General features: G+C 50.4%; 17 protein-coding genes. 10 read left to right on the forward strand and 7 right to left on the reverse strand.

Going from position 1 to position 21,008, the window contains the following annotated elements; translation table 11 throughout:
- Positions 1-9: 9 nt before the first annotated feature.
- Complete coding sequence (locus tag ABD852_RS08245; RefSeq protein WP_345027798.1) at positions 10-486, reverse strand: DUF4293 domain-containing protein; 477 nt, start codon at positions 484-486, stop codon at positions 10-12.
- 64 nt (positions 487-550) lie between these two features.
- Positions 551-1,861, reverse strand: coding sequence for a 30S ribosomal protein S12 methylthiotransferase RimO (gene rimO, locus ABD852_RS08250; protein ID WP_345027799.1), 1,311 nt, complete (start codon positions 1,859-1,861; stop codon positions 551-553).
- Between the two features lie 258 nt (positions 1,862-2,119).
- Between rimO and ABD852_RS08255 the strand changes: the two genes are divergently transcribed.
- From ABD852_RS08255 to ABD852_RS08295, 9 genes are all read left to right on the forward strand, one after another.
- Positions 2,120-3,100 carry a glycosyltransferase family 2 protein gene (locus tag ABD852_RS08255; protein ID WP_345027800.1) on the forward strand — a complete coding sequence of 327 codons (981 nt, stop codon included), beginning with the start codon at positions 2,120-2,122 and terminating at the stop codon, positions 3,098-3,100.
- A gap of 5 nt (positions 3,101-3,105) precedes the next feature.
- A complete protein-coding gene (locus ABD852_RS08260; protein WP_345027801.1) occupies positions 3,106-3,846 on the forward strand; it encodes a DUF5672 family protein in 741 nt (246 codons plus the stop codon).
- 296 nt (positions 3,847-4,142) lie between these two features.
- Positions 4,143-5,258 (forward strand): DEAD/DEAH box helicase, encoded by a 1,116-nt coding sequence (locus ABD852_RS08265; RefSeq protein WP_345027802.1) that lies wholly within the window; start codon positions 4,143-4,145, stop codon positions 5,256-5,258.
- A 29-nt stretch (positions 5,259-5,287) separates the two neighbouring features.
- Positions 5,288-5,719 (forward strand): cold-shock protein, encoded by a 432-nt coding sequence (locus ABD852_RS08270; RefSeq protein ID WP_345027803.1) that lies wholly within the window; start codon positions 5,288-5,290, stop codon positions 5,717-5,719.
- 172 nt (positions 5,720-5,891) lie between these two features.
- Positions 5,892-7,109, forward strand: a complete 1,218-nt coding sequence (locus ABD852_RS08275; protein WP_345027804.1) for an OmpA family protein — start codon at positions 5,892-5,894, stop codon at positions 7,107-7,109.
- A 169-nt stretch (positions 7,110-7,278) separates the two neighbouring features.
- The gene (gene prmA, locus ABD852_RS08280; RefSeq protein WP_345027805.1) at positions 7,279-8,109 is read left to right on the forward strand and encodes a 50S ribosomal protein L11 methyltransferase; all 831 of its coding nucleotides are present in this window, start codon (positions 7,279-7,281) and stop codon (positions 8,107-8,109) included.
- Positions 8,110-8,141: 32 nt separating this feature from the next.
- Complete coding sequence (locus ABD852_RS08285; protein WP_345027806.1) at positions 8,142-12,821, forward strand: hypothetical protein; 4,680 nt, start codon at positions 8,142-8,144, stop codon at positions 12,819-12,821.
- 112 nt (positions 12,822-12,933) lie between these two features.
- A complete protein-coding gene (gene plsY, locus ABD852_RS08290; RefSeq protein WP_345027807.1) occupies positions 12,934-13,587 on the forward strand; it encodes a glycerol-3-phosphate 1-O-acyltransferase PlsY in 654 nt (217 codons plus the stop codon).
- 78 nt (positions 13,588-13,665) lie between these two features.
- Positions 13,666-15,039: a dipeptidase gene (locus tag ABD852_RS08295; RefSeq protein ID WP_425568787.1), complete on the forward strand. Its 1,374-nt coding sequence runs from the start codon at positions 13,666-13,668 to the stop codon at positions 15,037-15,039.
- Between the two features lie 274 nt (positions 15,040-15,313).
- On the opposite strand, the gene ABD852_RS08300 is transcribed toward ABD852_RS08295, so the two are convergent.
- The 4 genes from ABD852_RS08300 to ABD852_RS08315 form a co-directional block, all read right to left on the reverse strand.
- A complete protein-coding gene (locus ABD852_RS08300; protein WP_345027808.1) occupies positions 15,314-15,460 on the reverse strand; it encodes a hypothetical protein in 147 nt (48 codons plus the stop codon).
- A 196-nt stretch (positions 15,461-15,656) separates the two neighbouring features.
- Complete coding sequence (locus tag ABD852_RS08305) at positions 15,657-15,803, reverse strand: hypothetical protein (RefSeq protein WP_345027809.1); 147 nt, start codon at positions 15,801-15,803, stop codon at positions 15,657-15,659.
- Between the two features lie 295 nt (positions 15,804-16,098).
- Positions 16,099-17,748 (reverse strand): alkaline phosphatase PafA, encoded by a 1,650-nt coding sequence (pafA, locus tag ABD852_RS08310; protein WP_345027810.1) that lies wholly within the window; start codon positions 17,746-17,748, stop codon positions 16,099-16,101.
- A gap of 44 nt (positions 17,749-17,792) precedes the next feature.
- A complete protein-coding gene (locus ABD852_RS08315; RefSeq protein WP_345027812.1) occupies positions 17,793-18,770 on the reverse strand; it encodes a polyprenyl synthetase family protein in 978 nt (325 codons plus the stop codon).
- Between the two features lie 326 nt (positions 18,771-19,096).
- On the opposite strand from ABD852_RS08315, the gene ABD852_RS08320 reads away from it, so the two are divergent.
- A complete protein-coding gene (locus ABD852_RS08320; protein WP_345027813.1) occupies positions 19,097-20,011 on the forward strand; it encodes a patatin-like phospholipase family protein in 915 nt (304 codons plus the stop codon).
- Between the two features lie 45 nt (positions 20,012-20,056).
- Here the strand turns inward: ABD852_RS08320 and ABD852_RS08325 are convergent.
- A partial coding sequence (locus tag ABD852_RS08325) for a T9SS type B sorting domain-containing protein (RefSeq protein WP_345027814.1) occupies positions 20,057-21,008 on the reverse strand: 952 nt, incomplete at its 5' end.

The raw sequence follows: 21,008 nt of genomic DNA on the forward strand, positions 1-21,008 counted from the left end.
ATGACCGGGTCAGCGGAAACGGTTGGACTCTTTAACGAGCTTTTCGTCGCGCCTGATAAACCGGTTGGCCAGCACATTGGCAAGCATGCTGATCACCAGTGCATAAAACCCGTATTCATACTCTCCTTTTGATTCGGGATCGAAGAGTTTCCCGGCCCGGAACATGGTCTGGTACACCACGGAAGCGAGCAGGACGGTCATTAAAATGGAGTTGACGGCGCACAAGGCAGACTGCAGGAGCCTGTTCCTGTACTTGAAAAGGGCGAACAGCGCCACTCCCGCTATAAGGACAGCAAGAATCAGGTGATAATATACCGGTTCTACTTCCGCCTGGACGCTGTTGAGCTGATGCCTGATGGTAAAAGCATCAAGAGAAATGCTTTGCTCGCCATTTGTGGCTGTTTTGTGCCACACGGGTAGCCCTATGAAGGCTCCCATGGCGAGCGCCACTATTAAAAGGAATACTGACTGGATACGCTGAATCATTGTTGTTTACTGGAAAACTACTGGAAGAAGGGTAGTCCCTTCGCTAATCGGAACAAATTTAGTATTAGTTAATCAATTCTCCATACAGGTCAAATTCCTCTGCATGTGTAATGCGTACGTTGGCAAAATCACCCAACCGGACATAGGATTGGGCGGGCAGGAGAACTTCGTTGTCAACTTCAGGCGAGTCAAACTGTGTGCGCCCGATAAAATAACCGCCTTCCTTGCGATCAAACAGCACCTTGAAGGTTTTTCCTATTTTATCCTGGTTGAGTTCCCACGAGATACGTTGTTGCAAATCCATTACGGAATCGGCGCGCTCCTGCTTAATTTCCGCCGGGACATCGTCCTCAAATTCATAGGAATGGGTGTTTTCCTCGTGCGAATACTGGAAAACTCCAAGCCGGTCGAATCTCGTTTTTTCGACAAATTCGTAGGTTTCTTCAAAAAGCGCCTCGGTTTCTCCCGGGTGCCCCACGATAAGGGTAGTACGCAGCGCTATGTCGGGTATCGTCTGACGGATCCGGTCGATCAGTACTTCGGTTTTTTCACGGGTAATACCACGTCGCATCTTTTGGAGAATCTCGGTAGAGCCGGTCTGAAGCGGCATATCGAGATAGTGGCAAATATGAGGGTGCGTCTGCATCACCTTTAATACGTCCATCGGGAAACCGGCAGGGTAGGCGTATTGAAGCCGGAGCCATTCGATTCCCTCCACGTCGGCGAGCTGCTGCATAAGATCGGAAAGGTTGCGCTTCCGGTACAAATCCAGGCCGTAATAGGTAAGGTCCTGGGCAATCAGAATTAACTCTTTTGTGCCTTTTTTAGCCAGGGAGTGCGCCTCTTTTACCAATTCTTCCACCGGGCGGGAAACGTGTTTGCCCCGCATAAGCGGTATGGCGCAAAAACTGCATGGCCGGTCACAGCCTTCGGCAATTTTCAGGTAGGCATAGTGTGCCGGCGTAGTCAGAAGGCGTTCGCCGACAAGCTCGTGCTTGTAATCCGCCTTTAGGGTCTTAAGCATACGCGGCAGCTCGTTGGTGCCGAACCAGGCATCTACGCTTGGTATTTCGACCGAAAGTTCGTCTTTGTACCGGTGGGAAAGACAGCCGCTTACGTAGACTTTATCGACCAACCCGCGTTCTTTCGCCTCTACATACCGGAGAATGGTGTCGATGGATTCCTCTTTTGCGCCGTCGATAAACCCGCAGGTGTTGATCACAACGATTTGGGAATCGTCTTTTTTGGACTCATGTTCCACGTCATATCCGTTCCCTTTCAACTGCGTGAAAAGAACCTCCGAATCCACCAGGTTTTTCGAGCAACCCAGTGTGACAATATTAATTTTGTTTTTTCTTACCCCCTTCGTTTTCATGCTGCTTTTACGCCTGTACAAGCCGGGGAGAGCGTTCAATCCCGAGCGCTGACCCGACAAGCCGTCAAAGATCGTTATTTTTCGATAATTAGCAGAACCTGTTCCGGATAAAGCTGATACTTGGCGGGTTGAAGGTGAATGCCGCCGGATTCCGCAAACTGTCAGGGTGCCCGGAAAGCGAGTCGGATTCTGATAAATTGTTTCGTAGATTCGCGGATTAATTTTTCAATTGCCGGAAATAAACTGTTTTAGATATAAATGAGGGTTTCGGTTGCCATGTGCACCTACAACGGTGAAAGGTATCTGACACAACAGTTAGCCAGTATAGCGCAGCAAAGCGAACCCGTATCGGAGCTCGTAGTTTGCGATGACCGTTCGAAAGACAGAACGCTGGAGATTTTGGAGGAGTTTGCGCGTAATGCACCGTTCCCGGTGCATATTCATGAGAACGAGGTTAATCTCGGATCCACCAAAAATTTTGAAAAATGCCTCTTGCTGTGCAAGGGGGATATACTGATTTTGTGTGACCAGGACGATGTTTGGGGTGTCGACAAAGTGCGTTCCCAGGTAGAGTTCCTGGCCGGTCGTCCGGAATTGGATGCTGTTTTTTCCGATGCCAACCTGATCGATGATGACGGGACGAAATTGCCGCATCGACTCTGGGATAATTTCGGGTTCAACCAGGCCCGGCAGGCGGTCTGGCAGGCAGGGAATGCAAAAGAAGTTTTGTTCAGGAACTACGTGGTGACGGGAGCGACCCTGGCGATCAGAAGGTCCGTTCTCGATCTGCTAACACCATTCCCCACGCATCTGGGCCCCTATATCCACGACGCATGGATGGCGCTTGCACTTGGTGTGCTGAATAAAATAGGTTTCATTGACCAGCCGCTTCTTTCTTACCGGGTACACGCCAGTCAGCAGGTCGGGTTTGGGCAGAAATCAGACCCGGTGACGATGAAAGACCGTTGGTCGCGGGGGCGGAAAGAAAAAATGGCGCCTATTTTGAGTCGTTCTTCCCTGCTGAAGAACGTATACCATGCGCTGCTGGCGATAGACGGAATAACGCCGGCTTCTCTGCAGGGGCTGGCCAATCTTCAAAAGCACTTCGAAATACGCGCCGGCTTGCCCTCCAATCGTTTGCTTCGTGTGGCGCCGGTTTTCCGGGAACTGGTCAGCGGGCGTTACGTATTGAGCAGCGAGCATTGGTGGCTGCCTTTTCTCGGGGATTTATTGGAATAGCGAAAATGTTGCGAGCTGTTGTTGTTATACCTGTGGTCAGGCCGTTTCTGGAAGAAGCTGAGAAGGTTTCGCTCAGCCGGTGCCTGGAAGTACTGGGTAGCTGGCCTATTGTACTGTTGTCCCCGGCTGATCTGGATCTTGCGGCCATACAGCATTTTTGCGGGAACAGGGCCATTGAGCGACGGTTCGATCCGGGATATTTCAAAAGTATAGCAGACTACAACCGGTTGATGATTTCGGCCCGGTTTTATGAGGCTTTTGCTGACTATGACTATATGCTGCTCTATCAGCTTGACGCCTATGTTTTTGAAGACCGGCTGGCTGAATGGTGCGCACGGGGATATGATTATGTAGGCGCGCCTGCGCTGCACCAGGGTTTTGAACGTTTGCCGGAAGGGGAAGCTGCACAGTATGCCAAGGCGCTCGATTCTCATCGCCTGGTCTTTAATGGTGGCTTGTCGCTGCGGAAAATTTCTGCCATGAAGCGCCTCATAAAGCTGTACAATTTTTTTTTCCCGGCCTGGCCAGGCAACGAGGACATGCTGTTTTCGCTTGCCAGCACCCGGCTGCAGCCGCTCAAGCCCTTTATGAAATTGCCGCAATGGCGGACGGCGCTGGAATTCTCCTTCGAAAAAAGCCCGGCGGCTTCCCTGGAAATCACAAAAGGCAAGCTGCCTTTCGGGTGCCATGCCTGGGAGAAGTATGATCCTGCTTTCTGGACCGCATATATTCTGGACCAACCATAATAGCTTTCTACAGAAATGTTTCGTACCTTTGTGTACGGTTAGTTTTACCAAGGCCTCTGTCCTGCTACTTCTGAAATAGGTTAGAATTAAATTCTCTTTCTCAGTTATTGCTTTTCCGGCTGCCGTTTTTCTGAACTTCTTTTTTTTAAACGGGTCTGCTAAACAGTATAAGAGTTTCAAGGATGTAGTTTGTATGATCACCAGAATGGTGTTCTCATTGGTCTATGCAGCTAAAAACGACTTGTCCCACAGGGCGCTCCGCAATAGCGGTCATCGCTTAAACATTAAACAGATACATGAATTTTCAGGAATTAAATCTTATAGACCCGATCCGGCGGGCAATCAGTGAAGCCGGGTATACCAGTGCAACTCCCATTCAGCAAAGTGCCATCCCCCATGTTCTTGAGGGAAAAGACGTATTGGGATGTGCACAGACCGGGACCGGCAAGACAGCAGCATTTGCGATCCCGACCTTGCAGAACCTGCAGAATAAGCCGGGTACCGGCGGCATTCGTGCCCTGGTGCTGACTCCTACCCGCGAGCTTGCCATCCAGATCGGCGAGAATTTCGCCACTTACAGCAAGTATCTTTCACTCAGCCACCTGGTGATTTTTGGAGGCGTCCCCCAGGGGAAGCAGGTACAACAATTGAAAAAAGGGGTTGATATATTGGTGGCGACCCCGGGCCGGCTGCTTGACCTTTACCAGCAGGGGTTCATCAAATTGACGAAAGTAGAGGTGCTCGTACTGGATGAAGCCGACCGCATGCTGGATATGGGTTTTGTGCACGACGTGAAGCGGATCCTGGAAAAGTTGCCGGTCAAAAGGCAGACGCTTTTCTTTTCGGCAACGATGCCGCCCGCGATCCGGAAATTTGCCGGATCTATTTTGAAAACCCCTGCCGAAGTAAGTGTGACCCCGGTATCATCGACCGCGCAGACGGTATCGCAATCGGTTTATTTTGTAGACAAGAACGAAAAAGCAGACCTGCTGATCCGTTTGTTCAGCGACAATACGGTGAACCGTTCGCTGGTATTTACCAGGACCAAGCACGGCGCCGACAAACTGGCGAAAAGGCTGGGCAAAAAAGGAATCGGTGCTGCTGCTATCCATGGCAATAAATCTCAAAATGCCCGGCAAAGGGCGCTCGAGGATTTTAAAAGCTGTAAGATTAATGTATTGATTGCCACCGATATTGCGGCCAGGGGGATCGATATTGACCAGTTACCGCATGTGATTAATTATGAGTTGCCGAACGTACCGGAAACCTATGTACACAGGATCGGGCGAACCGGCAGAGCGGGCAACAACGGTGTGGCCATTTCATTTTGCGATGCAGAAGAAAGGGTTGATTTAAAGAATATTCAGAAACTGATAGGATTTAACATGCAAGTGGTTAAAACGCCGGCTTAGTCCGGCTGACCATTTTTTTACTTCAAACAATGGCGGAAACTTTTTCAAAGAAGGAGAAAAGAGAAAAAAAACAAAAAAAGAAACAGGACAAGGCCCAGAGAATTGAAGAGCGCAGGCTTAATAACGACAAAGGAAAGGGCCTTGACGAAATGATGGCCTATGTGGACGAGAACGGCAACCTGACGACTGTTCCGCCGCCGACCGGGCGTAAGAGAGAAATTAACGTCCAGGACATACAACTGGGAGCTGCTCCCATTGCGCCTGAGGAAACCCGGAAAACCGGCGTGGTGTCGTTTTTTAGTGACAAAGGCTTTGGCTTTATTATTGACAATAGAACCAAAGAGAAAATCTTCTTCCACAGAAACGAGCTTTCACAGCCGGTAGCAGAGGGCGATAAGGTGTCTTTTGAAACCGAGAGAACCTCCCGGGGCGACAACGCCGTAAGGGTTCAAAAAGAGTAAATATTGCTCTTTAATTGCTTGATAATTAGCGGGATAGGCGACGTTTTAGTTTTAACATCTTTTAACAAACTAAGACTTCGCCTTTTGCGTTTATGAGGGGTAAGCGTGAGGCCCGGGTAGCGAGGTATGAGTTTCCTCGCACCTCAAGGCTCATCACTCAAACCTCATTCTCATGAAAAGCAAGCTTTTTTTTATCTTCTTTCTGGCAGTATCTGGTTCTGTATCCGCGTCATTGGCGCAAGTGGTGACCAATAACCCGGAGGTCGAAGAGGCCAGTGTCAACTATGTACATATTACACGGGTAGAAATAACCAAAGCCCATACCGCGATTTATCTCCGGTTCGAAGACAAACAAGGAACTCCGGAAGCCGCACCGCGGAATATCCCGCCTCAGCTGCGCAGGTTTTACATGCCTGAATCCAACCGGCCTGAGATATGGATCGATCCCAATACCCGCCTGTACAAACCCGGGGATATCAATACCAAATTTAAATTCCTGCGGGCCGAAGGTATTCCGACCAATCCGGAACGCAAGTCGGTGGAATCCGGTGAGGTCGTTGAGTTTGTAGCCTATTTTGAGCCTGTAACGCCGGGGATCGAAATCATAGATTTTTATGAAGGTAAGAGCTCGGGCAATACAGTGGCCTGGAATTTCTACGGGATTCATATTAAGAATCCGGTTCCGGGAAAAACTCCAAAAAAAACGGCGCCTGAAAAAAAGGAGGACGAAGCCGTTTCGGCAGAACCGGTTCCTGAGCAGAATCCCGGGGCCGACGCCGGCCTTAACGGTCTGACCGGCGCGGTGCTCAATAGCGAAACGGGTCAACCGATTGCTGCTACCATCAGTTTCGTCGATGAGGGAGATACGGTCGGAATCACTACCCGCTCCGGGAAATTCAGAATTGCCCTCGAGCCGGGTAAGATATATACTTTCAAAGCGTCTGCAAAGGGGTTTGGCGATGAAATCTGGCAATTGGATCCCGCGGAAGCTCCGGCAGGACAACGTACGTTTGAACACGATTTCCGTTTGTCTCCACTGACGGAAGGAAAGACTTTTACGCTGGAAAATATCTATTTTGAAACTTCCTCTTACAAACTTCTTCCCGAATCCTTCGGGGAACTGGACGGTTTTGTGAGGATCCTGGCCGAAAACCCGAATTTGCAAATCCGGGTGGAAGGCCATACCGATAGTGTTGGTGATTTTGATAAGAACGTGGAACTTTCGAGGCAGCGGGCTGAATCCGTCAAACAATACCTGGTCGGTAAGGGGATCGCCGGGGAACGTATTGAAACCAAAGGTTTTGGGCCGACCCGGCCCGTTGCGAAAGGAGGCTCTGACGAACAGCGACAGAAAAACAGGCGCGTCGAAATTGTGATTCTGAAATCGTAGGCATTGTTGTAAACCAGCCAATTGCTTAGTTTTATAGCTTAATGGCATTCGTGCCGGTTAACCCGCATTCAATTCGCGGGTTTTTATTTGTTCAGGTGTGAGCTGTGAGCCATGAGGTTTGAGGAATCTCACGGCTCACGGCTCACACCTCAAACCTCACATCTCAAAAATGAACTACATAGAAGTGTCGCTGGAGCTGGACCCGGATTTTACAGAGATCCTGATTGCCGAGCTTGCTGAAATTGAATATGAGTCCTTTGTCGAAACGGACACCGGTCTGAATGCGTACATTGACGAAGCGTATTTCAACGAAAACCTGCTCAAAGGGGTCTTATCCAAATATATGGACCAGGCTGCAATAGCATTTTCGGTAAATACGTTGGAAAAAGAAAACTGGAATCAAACGTGGGAAAGCAATTACGCGCCGATTGAAGTGTTGGATCAGATCAGGGTAAGGGCGTCGTTCCATGCCCCGGATGAACGGTTCAGGTATGAGTTGCAAATTAACCCGAAAATGTCGTTCGGTACCGGGCACCATGAAACTACCTGGCTGGTAATGGCGGAGCAGCTTAATTTACCCCATGCAGGAGCGGACCTGATGGACGTAGGCAGCGGAACAGGGATACTGGGTATTTTAGGTAAGAAGCTGGGAGCCAGGTCAGTACTTGCATTTGATATTGAAGAATGGGCAGTGGAAAATGCGAAGGAGAATGTGGCGCTGAACCAGGCCGGAGAGGGCTTCGAAGTATTTCTCGGGACAATTTCGGACGTACCGGCGACGAGGCAATTTGATGGCATCCTGGCCAATATCAACCGGAATATCCTGTTGGAACAAATGGCTGACTATAACCAGCATCTGAAGGCGGGGGGCTGGCTGGTGATCAGCGGCTTCTACGAGGCCGATGCCCCAGCCCTTAAAGCCTGCGGAGAAAAATTGGGCCTCCGGCAGGCAGGTATGAATACGCGGAATGAATGGGCGACTATGACTTTCAGGAAATGACCTACTACATTATCACTTGACGGCGATTGAGCATGAACGATAACTTCTCCGGAATAAGGCCGGTAACCCTGGTCCGAAGCTTTTTACTCCTGCTTTATTTTACTGCGATGACAGGCAGGCCGGCGCAGGCTCAGAACATCCGGTTCTCGGAAGACGCGGAAGTATTTATCGGGGAGTTACGCAAAGTAATGGAAGGAAGTCGTAACGCGACCTACATACAGTCAATGAAAGGACTGGAGGGTGTATGGAACAGCGGGCTCAACCAGACACAGCGACAACAATTTATCAGTTTGTTCAGGAACATGGCGGCGAAGGGCCACAAACCCGGGCCGGCGCTATACCTGATTATAGCGAATGTGCAGACGCTTCTGGGGCAACAGGGTGACGTTAACGGTTTCCTGATCGCGCTTGATCATGCGGCCGAGCGGTACAATTCGAAAGAGTTTCTCCAGGCGCTCCAGACTACGCAGTTGGTATTGGAGAAAAAGCTCTTGTACCAAAGCAATTTCAACAAACTGTACCTGACCGCCGGTCAGTACCGTTTCAGGTTTGAAGCCCCGGCAAAAGATGCGCCGGCGACACCGGTAGCCGACGGCTGGGATACGCCTGTCGGTGATTCAATAAGCGCGTCGAAAGCAGAGCTGCCGGTGCTGGCAGGAGCTTTGCTGGATCTGCAAAATGCGTCGTTTGCGATGGTTGCACACGGAGATTCAGTTGTTTTTGGCCCCAGCACCGGGAGCGTTTCGCTTCACAACGGCATATTTGTAGGGAACGGCGGGCGATTTGACTGGAAATCAGCCGGGGATTCGCTGGTTTATGTACAGCTCGCCGATTATGCTTTTAAAACCGCCGTACCGACTCTCAAAGCTGAAAAAACTGAAATACACGACGCCAGGCTGAAATCGCCGGTGACGGGAGTATTCGAATACAAAAGCATTAAGAAAGCCGCCGGAAAGCCCTCAACCGGCTTTCCACGCTTTATCTCCTACAGGAATGACGCAGTTTTTTCCGAATTTAACAAGAATATTGCCTACCAGGGCGGCTACTACCTGCAAGGCCACGAAATGTTCAGCTCCTCCCTTAGTGGCGAACCTTCCCGGGTGATAGTGAGTTTCGAAGGGAAACCGGTGTTTAAAACTACCAGCCAGCGGTTTTCATTGTCTCCTTTGAAGGTTTCTTCGGAATTGGCGACATTTACGCTTCCACTGGGAGCTGATTCTGTTTACCACCAGGGCGTAATGCTCCGATACGATGATGAGGCCGGGAAGCTTTATCTCACCAGGCCGTCGAAAGGTGAATTTTCGTCCCTCCCGTATATTGATACCTACCACAAAATGTATGTGTGGTCGGAATCGGCCCGGTGGGAGTTGGGAAAAGGTGAGTTCCAGTTTTATATGGTGTCCGGAAAGACCGAAATCCCGCTGCGGATGGAGTCTATGGATTTCTTCAGGAAAGGCAGGTTGCAGGAGATGAGCCAGGAGTTCGGCTTCCAGCCTTTGCTGGCGGCGGCCGGATATCTGCAGCAGCAAAAAAAACAAACTTTTCATCCCGATGAGCTGGCGCGGTTGGTAAAACGCCAGCCGCCCATTGTCAGGCGGATGCTCGAAAGACTTACGCTCGAGGGGTACTTCCAGTATTTTCCTGATACTGACGAATATGGTCTTACCAGGCGGGCTGTTTTTTATATTATGGCCAATGCGAACAAGGCCGACTTCGACAACTTTACGCTTAATTCCATTTTCCCGTCCAATGAAAAGCTGGTCAATGCTTCTATTTCAATGAAGGATACGCTGATGACCATCCGGGGCGTGGAACGGTTTACGATCAGTGACTCATTGAAAATAAAGGGAAGCCCCAGCGACCGGATTATGGTGATGGGAAAAGGGCGGGATTTTACCATGAACGGACGGTTGCAGTCGAGCAATTTCAAGTTTGCAGGACGGAATATCCGGTTCAATTATAACGACTTTTTTATCAACATGACGGACATGGACTCGATTACCTATGTGCCGCATGACAAGTACGCCAAAGGACAGGGCGGTGAAGTGGGCGGAAGTATCAAGTACGACAAGGCGGGTACTTTTTATCTCAGCGACGCCAAGAACAAATCGGGGCAGCAGAAGGGTGCTACGGGCTCTCCCCGGATCCATATCCCGGACGGCGTGGTGATTCATTTTGACCAGGCCCGGCGGGGCGCCTGGGCTTACCCGAAAGAAGTTTATTTCAGCGTGCCCGAGCTGGATGTGGGCGGGCTGGATAAACGGGATATAGAGTTTGTAGGTGAGTTTCATTCGGCCGGTATCCTGCCCATGCTGAAAACAAACCTGAAGTCAATGCCGGATACGTCACTGGGTTTTGAGTACACCCTGCCCAAGGAAGGCGTAAAAATTTACGAGGGGAAGGCACTTTTGAAAGCTCCGAAGCTTTCAATGGACTATAACGGTTTGCAGAGCGAGGGGAATCTTAACTACCTGAACGGGAGTTTCCAGGCGGAGAAGATGGTCCTGGCAACGGATTCCCTGGTGGCAAGCGGAAAGAGCGCGAAGCTGACCGAAAGCACCATCGGGGGCGTGTATTTTCCGAAAGCTGATCTGAAAGAGTTCACTATGACGTGGTTGCCTCAGGCCGACAGCATGTTACTGCAGACACGGGGGAATGCGTTCGACTTTTACAACGGAACGACCAAACTGGAAGGCGGGCTCGTGTTGAGAACCAAGGGACTTTTCGGGCATGGAGTGTTAAAACGCGCCGATTCAGAGCTGGCTTCTGAAAATATCCAGTTCAAGAAGGGCGGTTTCCAGGCTGGCAATGCTACTTTGAACGTGCACGCAACTGCGCAGGCGGAGGGTGCTTCATTGCTTCGCGCCAGAGGGGTTGATATTGATTTTTCTATTGACAAGGGCGTTGTTCAGCTCAGTAAAAAAGAAGACGGGTTTTCCGGAGATTCCTCCGGTATCGAGCTGCCGATGGCCAACTACTACACGTCGATCGGATCGGCGGTATGGGATACGAAAACGCGAAAAATTACGATGAAAAGCAGTGGCGCACCAGCGGTTTTTCGTTCACTTATGCCCGAACAGGATAGCCTCGAATTCACCGGGACCGATGCCGTTTATTCGGTCGATAAAAAGGAGATGTCCGTTTCCGGCGTGCCTTACGTCAACTCCACCGGCCTGAACATTGTTCCGGATAAGGGGCAGGTCACCATCGATGCCACCGGGCAGCTGACGCCTTTTAAAAAGGCCCGGATCGTTGTAGATACGATGGGCATTTCGCATCGTATGTACAACGCCGATATAAAAATCCATTCTAAAAACAGTTTGGAAGGGTCGGCCGTCTATCAGTACATCACCGCGACGAAAGACACTTTTGATATCAAACTCGGTAATTTTGAGCTGCAAAAGGCTGAGCCGGCAATGGCTTCTTCAAAAAGGGAGAGCAAAGCAAAAGCTGCGGCTGCAGAGACCTTTTATACGACCGCAGTCGCTCATATAGAGGAGACCGATAAACTTCGACTGGCGCCGGGAATTGCTTACAAAGGGGAGATTTTATTTGCCTCTAACCGGCCCTCACTTAACCTGGACGGGTTTATCCGGCCGATGTTAAAGGAGCGTCCGACTCTTGAAAGTTCCTGGATTGCTTATAAAGAAGCGCCCGGGGCTAATATTTCTCTCAAAGTCGATCCGCAGTTGGTAAATGCCGAAGGCGCCCCGCTTGCGGCCGGTCTCCATTACCGTTTTGGAAGCGGTATCTATCCGACTTTTCTTTCTCCGAAGGATGATTCGAGGGACCAGGATTTTTTTGCGGCTTCCGGCCAGATGCATTACGATGGTGAGTCGAGGTCCTTTAAAATTACGCAGAAAAACACGGCCGATACCCTTGTGCCACCTGCTACGGTACTAGAGTTCCAGGATACGAAAGGAATTTTCAATTTTTCGGGGAAACTCGGGTTTGGCCCCGGGGAGTGGGTCCTGGCGGCCGGGAAAGGCCAGGCCCAGATTGACAGCATGAGACTGGACGTCAACGCGTTGCTGGGACTCAGGTTTTCTGCTTTGACGCCCATCCTGCCTGATATGGCCGCCAAAATCGTGGCGACGAACCTGGAGGAGCAAAATAATGACCCGGCCGAAGAAAACCAGGAACGCCTTTTCGGAAAGCTGGAAGCCCTGATCGGGTCAGCTGCCACCAAAGTGTACGCTGACAAACTTGCTGCGGAACACAAGCCTTTGACCGAAGCCTCGCCGGTATTTAACCTCCCGATCGTGCTGTCAAGCGTGAACCTCCACTGGTCGGAAGCGACCAAATCTTTTTACGGTTCGGAGCGGATGGGGATTTCCAACCTGGGGACCAATGACATCAACGCTCAGGCGGAGGGGCTTGTAGAAATCCGGACAGACGCCGGCCAGGAGGGATTCAGTCTGTTACTGGAAATCACCCCGGAGTTATGGTACTTCTTTGACTATGCTGAAAATATGTTGGGTGTAGTTTCTTCGGACTATGGCTTCAATGACAAGGTCTCGGCAACAAAAGCCCGGTCAAAAGACATGCAGCTGGTACCGCTTTCACCTGATGACAAGATGGCTTTTGTAGATAAGTTTAATACTACCTATCCGCAGGCAAAACGGAAGGCTAAAGCCGTAAAGAAAACGGCGAAAGGAACCACTCAGAAAAAAGAATCGACCAAAAAAGAAGAGAAGGCAGAAGGTTTCTGACAAATTAAAATCTTATTAAAATGCTAAAAATGCATGGTATTGTGACGGACTTGGAGTAGATTTGACGTATTATCCATACCCGGTACAATCCGGTTTAATAAAATTTTTGTCTATGTCTTTGTTAATGACTCTGTTAATGGTGATTGCCGCTTATCTTCTGGGCTCTATTCCTTCGTCCGTTTGGTATGGGATCGGCTACCTTGGCATTGACGTCAGGAAGTTTGGAAGTAAAAATGCAGGTGCTACCAATACTTTCCGGGTATTGGGAAAGCGTGCAGGCACAGTAGTGATGTTGATTGATGTTTTGAAGGGTTGGACCGCCACCATGTTGGCTGTATTGCTCTATTATTTCGGGCTGATCACCGATGACCAGATACTGACTTACCAGTTTATATTCGGGATTGTGGCTATCATCGGCCATATCTTTCCTGTTTATGTCAATTTTAAAGGTGGAAAAGGCGTTGCAACGCTGCTTGGAATGGTACTGGCTATTCATCCGGAGCTGGCGCTGCTCTGCATTACCATTTTTATCCTGACGCTGATTGCTTCTCAATATGTTTCATTGAGCTCCATTCTGGCAACTTTGGCCTTCCCGGTACTGTTGCTGCTGGGCGTTTTCGGCAAGCCGGAGCTTTCCCTGGTTATCTTCGGTTTCGCAATGTTCCTGATGGTGGTTTTTACACATCAGAAGAACATCGTCCGGTTGTTGAACGGGAGTGAAAACCGTGTTAAGCTCTTTGTACGGAAAGACAAGGGAAAGCGTTAGGGAACTGCTATTTCTTCGTTATTTTTATAGCGCTGAACGAGTGTTCAGCGCTATTTTAATTCATTAGCAAATCTAAATATGTCTATTCAAGCTTACATTGACGAACACAAGGGGCGTTTCCTTGAGGAATTGGTAGAGCTGCTGAAGATCCCGTCGGTGAGTGCCGACTCCAAGTTCAAGCCCGATATGCTGCGTGCCGCTACTTTTGTAAAGGATAAAATCCTGGCGGCAGGAGCCGACCGGGCCGAAATATTCGCGACTGAAGGCCATCCTGTCGTCTATGGTGAGAAAATAGTTGATCCGGATGCCCCCACCGTATTGGTTTACGGACATTACGATGTGCAGCCGGCGGACCCCTATGAATTGTGGGATTCTCCCCCCTTTGACCCGGTCATTAAGAATGAGCGTATTTATGCGCGGGGAGCCTGTGATGACAAGGGGCAATTCTATATGCATGTCAAGGCATTTGAAGCTATGGTTGCTACCAAAAACCTGCCCTGTAATGTTAAATTCATGATTGAAGGAGAGGAAGAAATCGGGTCGGACCACCTGGGCGAGTTTGTCCGGAAACACAAGGATTTGTTGAAAGCCGACACTATTCTCATTTCAGATACCAGCATTATCGCGAATGACGTTCCTTCTATCGAAGTGGGGCTGAGAGGCCTGACCTATGTGGAGGTAGAGGTGACAGGCGCGAACAGGGATCTTCATTCCGGCGTCTACGGCGGTGGAGTGGCCAACCCGATCAACGTGCTTTGCCGGATGATTGCTTCATTGAAAGATGAAAACGGGCATATTACCATTCCGGGATTTTATGACCAGGTAACGGAGCTGACCACAGCGGAAAGGAGCGCGCTCAACGACGCGCCTTTTGACCTGGACGCTTATCAGCAAGATTTGGGTATTGACGAAGTGGAAGGGGAGAAAGGGTATACAACCATTGAAAGGACTTCTGTGCGGCCTACGCTGGATGTTAACGGAATCTGGGGAGGTTATACGGGCGAAGGCGCTAAAACAGTTCTGCCCGCCAAGGCTTATGCGAAAATTTCGATGCGGCTTGTTCCGAACCAGACAGATAAAGAGATTGAAGCTAAGTTCAAAAAACACTTCGAATCGATTGCGCCGAAATCGGTGAAGGTGGTAGTGAAGCCCCATCACGGCGGGTTACCTTATGTTACCCCAACCGACTCGCTGGAGTACAAGGCAGCGTCAATGGCTATGGAGGCATCATTCGGGAAAGTGCCGATCCCGACGCGCGGGGGAGGTAGTATTCCTATCGTTGCGTTGTTTGAGGAGGTGCTGGGATTGAAAAGCGTGCTGATGGGCTTCGGTCTTGATATAGATGCCTTGCATTCACCGAATGAAAGTTACGGGCTATTCAATTTTTATAAGGGTATTGAAACCATTCCTAATTTTTTCAGGTACTACGCGGAATTGAGGAAGGAAGCGTAACCCTGAAGCGGGAAGGGTGGGGATTGGTTTATAGAGGTGGAGATTCCTCGGCTTCACTGCATTGCGCTCGGAATGACGGCACTCACGCCGGAGGGTCATTCGTACCGGACGGTCATTCGTACCGGATGGTCATTCGTACCGGACGGTCATTCCGACCGCAGCGGAGGAATCTCCCAGTCCCTGCACCCAATCCCTTTTAGAGGACTTTTTTACAGCAACAAGAGATCCTTCAGTTCCACTGCGTTCCATTCAGGATGACCATCCGGCAGATGCGCTACCATTGACAACACGATGGATAGCGCCGCTCCACCCGGAGGGTCATCCCGACCGCAGTGGAGGGATCTCCCGGTCCCTGCACCCAATCCCTTTTAGAGGACTTTTTTACAGCAACAGGAGATCCTTCAGTTCCACTGCGTTCCATTCAGGATGACCATTCGGCAGATGCGCTACCATTGACAACAACAAGTTTGGCGCCGCTCCACCCGGAGGGTCATCCCGACCGCAGTGGAGGGATCTTCCGGTCCCTGCACCCAATCCCTTTCAGAGGACTTTTTATAGCAACAGGAGATCCTTCAGTTCCACTGCGTTCCATTCAGGATGACCATCCGGCAGATGCGCTACCATTGACAACAACAAGTTTGGCGCCGCTCCACCCGGAGGGTCATCCCGACCGCAGTGGAGGGATCTCCCAGTCCCTGCACCCAATCCCTTTTAGAGGACTTTTTTACAGCAACAGGAGATCCTTCAGTTCCACTGCGTTCCATTCAGGATGACCATCCGGCAGATGCGCTACCATTGACTTCCATTGACAACATCTATTTGTCATCTCCGATACAAGGTGTTTTCGCAAAAAACTTTTTTCTCAGGATGACCCGTCCGGTGTCACCCTCCGGCCGGCTCCCACCTCCTCCCTCCCTCCACTCTCCACCTTCCGACCCCCACCACCTCAAAAAAAAAAACGCCAGTTGCTAATTTTCAGCAACTGGCATTCTATAGATTTTTATGAATCACCCTCCAGGGTGTTTGGGCAAATAACTTTCCGCTCAAACAAACAACGGGTTATTTCAGCGCCTCCACCACAGGGTTTCCGATACTGCCGTTTGGTGGCAGGGTGTGAAGAAGCGCTGCTATGGTCGGCGCGATATCCGCTACGTAGGTTCTGCGGAGGGTTTCCCCTTTCTTGACGCCCCAGCCGAACATGGCAAACGGAACATGGGTATCGTAATTATAGGGCGAGCCGTGCGTAGTCCCCATTCCGCTTCCGGGGAACCAGCCCGGTCTTGGTACGATCTGTAAGTCGCCGCTGCGTTTTACGTTGACGAGATTTTTATACAGACCCAACTGGTAATCAGTAAGCTGTTCGTTGTTCAGGTTTTTCAAATTGAGAATGTCGGCAATTGCCGGATCACTGATCAGTGCTTTTTTGATTACTTTGGCAACGGCATCCTGGGAGATCCCTCTTTTGTCCATTTCTTCATGGTTGAGGTAAATCTGGTAGTTTTCCGCCGCTCTCAGGAAATCTCCTTCGCCAAACGCCTCCTTCATGGCGCTTTTTACGGTTTTGACAATACTGCTTTCGCTCATGGTGCCGGCCGGTAATTTTTTGGAGTTCCAGAATGCCGGAACTTCCATTACACCGTGGTCAGCGGAGAGGAACACAGTGTAGTTTTCCTTTCCTACCCACCCGTCCAGGAAGTTGAATATTTCTTCAAAATCTCTGTCCAGACGGAGATAAACGTCTTCAGCTTCAATAGAATTGGGGCCGTACTGATGTCCTACGGCATCGGTTGCAGAAAAACTGAGCGCGAGGAAGTCCGTAAATTTGTTCTTGCCAAGTTTTTCATTTTTAATGGCGGCGAGTCCCATGTCTTTTACCATCGTATTTCCCCAGGGCGTAGAGGAGACGGTTCCGAAAACATTCCCGGAAATGCCGGCCAGGGCGTGCGGGAAAACGGGCTTTTCTTCACCGGTATTTTTACGTTCCCATGCCTGGTCGTCCGCGGTGCTTTCTTCGTATTGTTCAATCGGAAGCAGCGTCTCCCAGCCTTTCTGCGCATACTGCGAGGGATATTTTTTGTCGTTATATTCTTTTACCCAACCCGGCAGCTCCTTCATATAGAACGTGCTTGTGATAAAATTCCCGGTTTTGGAATCAAACCAATAGGCCGCATCGGCAGTATGGCCGGCCGGGAGAATAGCGCCCCGGTTTTTTATGGAAATGCCGATGGTTCGCGACCGGAAATTGGTGGCCACCTTAAGCTGATCCGGGATGGTGGATACCAGCAGATTGCGTGGTGACATTTTCCCGGCGCCTTCCGAGTTGCTTCCTACTACCGTTACGGTGCTGTCTTCTACGCAGTAAACCGCTCTTTTGGTGATCGGATCGTACCAGTCGTTCCCGACAATTCCATGAATAGCGGGCGCAGAACCGGTGTAGACCGAAGCATGCCCGGGCGCTGTTACCGTAAGCGCATAATGATAGTGGTTGTTCCTGGCCGTAAAGCCGTCGCGGAGAAACCTTTTGATGCCGCCTTTCCCATATTTTTCATAGTAGCGGTAGAAGTAATCGTATCGCATCTGGTCGACAATAATCCCGACCACGAGCTTGGGTCTGGGGACGTCGCCGGAAGCAGGTGCAGGATTGTTTTTGGGCTGTGCGGAAACGAGCCCTGCGCTAAGGAACAGCAATAACAGGATTTTTTTTCTCATCACTATCGCAATTGTATTTCAAGATTTCCTGGTCGGGGAGTTATCTATTTGTTCCGTTTGACCGTGTACAGAACCAATTTTTGTAATGCTTCTTTGTGGGGGGGGGAAAGCTGTGTTTTATCGAGAATGGACATGGCCTTTTCGACGTAGCGCTGCATCTCGTCCTGGGCGTATAAAATTCCGCCCTTTTCTTTGACGAAAGCGATCACTTCCGCGACTTTGGCAGGCTTGTGGCTTTCGTTTTTGATAATTCCGATGATATTCCGTTTGGTACTGCGATCTGACTGGTTGAGCGCAAAAATCAACGGAAGTGTCATTTTCCGTTCCTTTATGTCAATACCCAGTGGTTTTCCTACATCCAGATCACCATAATCGAAGAGGTCGTCCTTGATTTGAAAGGCAATTCCTACATTTTCCCCGAACTCATGGAACAAGCGCACCATGTCTTCATCCGCACCGGAAGAGCTTGCGCCCACGGCGCAGCAGGCTGCAATGAGCGACGCCGTTTTCCTTTTGATGATTTCGTAGTACACCTCTTCGGATATATCCAGTTTCCTGGCTTTCTCCATCTGCAGCAGTTCTCCCTCGGCCAGCTCCCTGACCGCTGTGGAAACCAGCTTCAGAATGGTATGTTCCGAATGATTGACCGACAGCAACAATCCTTTCGCAAACAGGTAGTCGCCCACCAATACGGCTATTTTATTTTTCCAAAGGGCGTTGATAGAGAAAAAGCTCCGCCGGTAGTTGGCGTCATCCACCACGTCGTCGTGTACGAGAGTAGCGGTATGCAATAGCTCGATCATAGATGCGCCGCGGTAGGTAGATTCGGTGATCTTCCCCGAAGCGCCGGCCGATAGAAAAACCAGCATCGGGCGAAGCTGCTTGCCTTTTCGCCGAACGATGTAGTTCATAATCTGATCGAGCAACGGAACCTCACTCTTCATGAATTCACGGAACTTCGGCTCAAAAGCTTTCATTTCGGCAGCGATAGGTTCCTGAATTTCGCTAATAGAAAGGGGCATAAGACAATTAGGGCGATTCGCCCCCAAAGTTGCAAAAAACTTTTGGGAATCGAAGAGTGAACTATGGAATGGACCGCCGCGGCGGGCGGTGGGTAACCTCGTGCCCGGGTGGGAGATCGTGCGGATTGTAGCAAAAACATTCTAATATTGCGAACCGTTGACCGCTATTGCAGCTATTGGGCGCCAAAGCAGAGTAGTCGGCGCCGGAAAGGTTTTTAATTTTTTTCTAATTATGAAGCAGGCATGAGCTGGAGGACGTGCGGTCCGGGGCGCCTTACCTCGCCGTGGTCCGCCGCGGCGGCTCATCACTCAAACCCTTTTTACAGATGAAAGCATTGATTTTGGGCGGTGGCTCAATGAAGGGGGCGTATCAGGTAGGAGCGATTAAAGCAGTACTCGAAAGCGGATTTGAACCCGATATGATTTATGGGATATCGGTAGGCGCGCTTAACACCACCTTCCTGGTCCATGAGGCGTCCAGGCAAATGGAATCTGACGGAAAGGTAAACTGGAAGCAGGCTGCCAGGCTCCTGATGGAATTCTGGATAAAAAAAATCAACAGTCCCCAGGTGGTAGGAACGCTTCGTTCAAGGGTTTCCCTTGGGGTAAATACACTGATGAGCCAATTTGAGGGGCTCCTGGACCCGACCCCGCTGCATGCCCTGGTGCAGGAAGAAATCGACCTGGACATTCTCAAAAAATCTCCGGTTAAGAGCAAGGTAGGCGCAGTCAACATCAACACGGGCGAAATGCGTTATGTATCGCCTTCAGACCCGGACTACATGGGTTTTCTGTTTGCAAGCTCCGCTATTCCCATGATGATGCCGCCGGTCCGGATCGGGGAAAACGGTGACCTTTACGTAGATGGTGCTTTGCGCGAGGTAATACCCGTCAGGCCTGCTTTTGAAGACGGCGCCACCGAAGTGGTGATTGTAGCATGCCATGCTTTTGAAATGTACCAGCGGGAAGCGTTCAATGCCCATAACCTGGTTAACCTGATCCAGAGGATTAAGGATATAACGGTCAATCAAAACGTGAATTCGGATATCATGTGGGCGAGAATTTATGCGGAACGGGCGATACTGAGAGGAGAAAATGTTTCGGTGAGGGTGATCCGGCCCAATGAACCACCGGCGTTGGATCTTACGCGGTTTACCAGCGAAGATATTTCCAGGCTGATCGTTGAGGGGTATAAGGAAGCGCTTGAAATCCTGAAGGGATCACTTCCGGGCAAGGCATAAAAAAAAGGGGCGACGCCCCTTTTTTTTATGCCTTGCCCGGAAAGCTTACCTGAAAAGTTGTATCCATCCTTTCATGGTAGTGCTTTTCCCGTTCCTGGTAGTAGATTCGATGGTGGCTTCGCACTCGTAGAAATACTGTCCTGCCGGGAGGTCGGTTCCTGCGGAGCTTTTGCCGTTCCAGTTGATTTCGGCGTTTTTGGACTGCCATACCAGTGCGCCCCAGCGGTTGTAGACTTTGAAGTTGACCGACATGACGAAAGACGGGCACCCGATGGGCTTGAAGGTATCATTTTTCCCGTCACCGTTTGGCGAGAATGCATTTGGGAAAGCGATGAGGGCACAGTTGTCCCTGCATACGATATTTGATTTCGGTCCTTCCTCACCGAACCTGTTGACGGCCACTACATAATAGCATCCTGCATAGGAAGACAGGCCCTGGTGGAGGAAAACACCTTCAGCGCCGGATGCGGCGGGCACTGTCCCCACGAGTTTGAACTCTTCGCCTTCATACCTTGAAAAATAGACGCGGTAAGCGGTCACTGCCTGGATATCGCAGGTCTGGGGGTAAGTCCATTTGGGGTCGTTGGTATATCCCTGGTCCTGGCATGTGCCTGGCTCCATTTTGGAGCAATCCAGGGGAGCGAGTGTGAGAACGGGGGCGCATGGCTTGGAAGTATCGGAAGGTATAGCGCAGAGCTCCTGTGAGAAGTTGAAGAGCTTGTCCGGCCTTACCTTTGGACTGTTATAGGACCCAGCCGTTTCGACGCGGTAGCAATACTCCTGGTCGGGTTGTATGGTAGTAGAGGTATTGCCGTCCTGGGGGAAGTGATCTGTTCCGTCATCGGTGTAGGTGAACTTTCCGTCGGAGACCGGTACTTCAGCGATCCTGTTGAAGTTTCCTGCGGGGTCTTTCCTGTAGACATAGTGAACCTGTGCGGAAACGTTGTCCCATGGGACCTGTGCTGCCCATTCGAGCTTGACCTGCTCGACTACGCCT

It is taken from the genome of Ravibacter arvi (assembly GCF_039540405.1).
Lineage (GTDB): Bacteria > Bacteroidota > Bacteroidia > Cytophagales > Spirosomataceae > Ravibacter > Ravibacter arvi.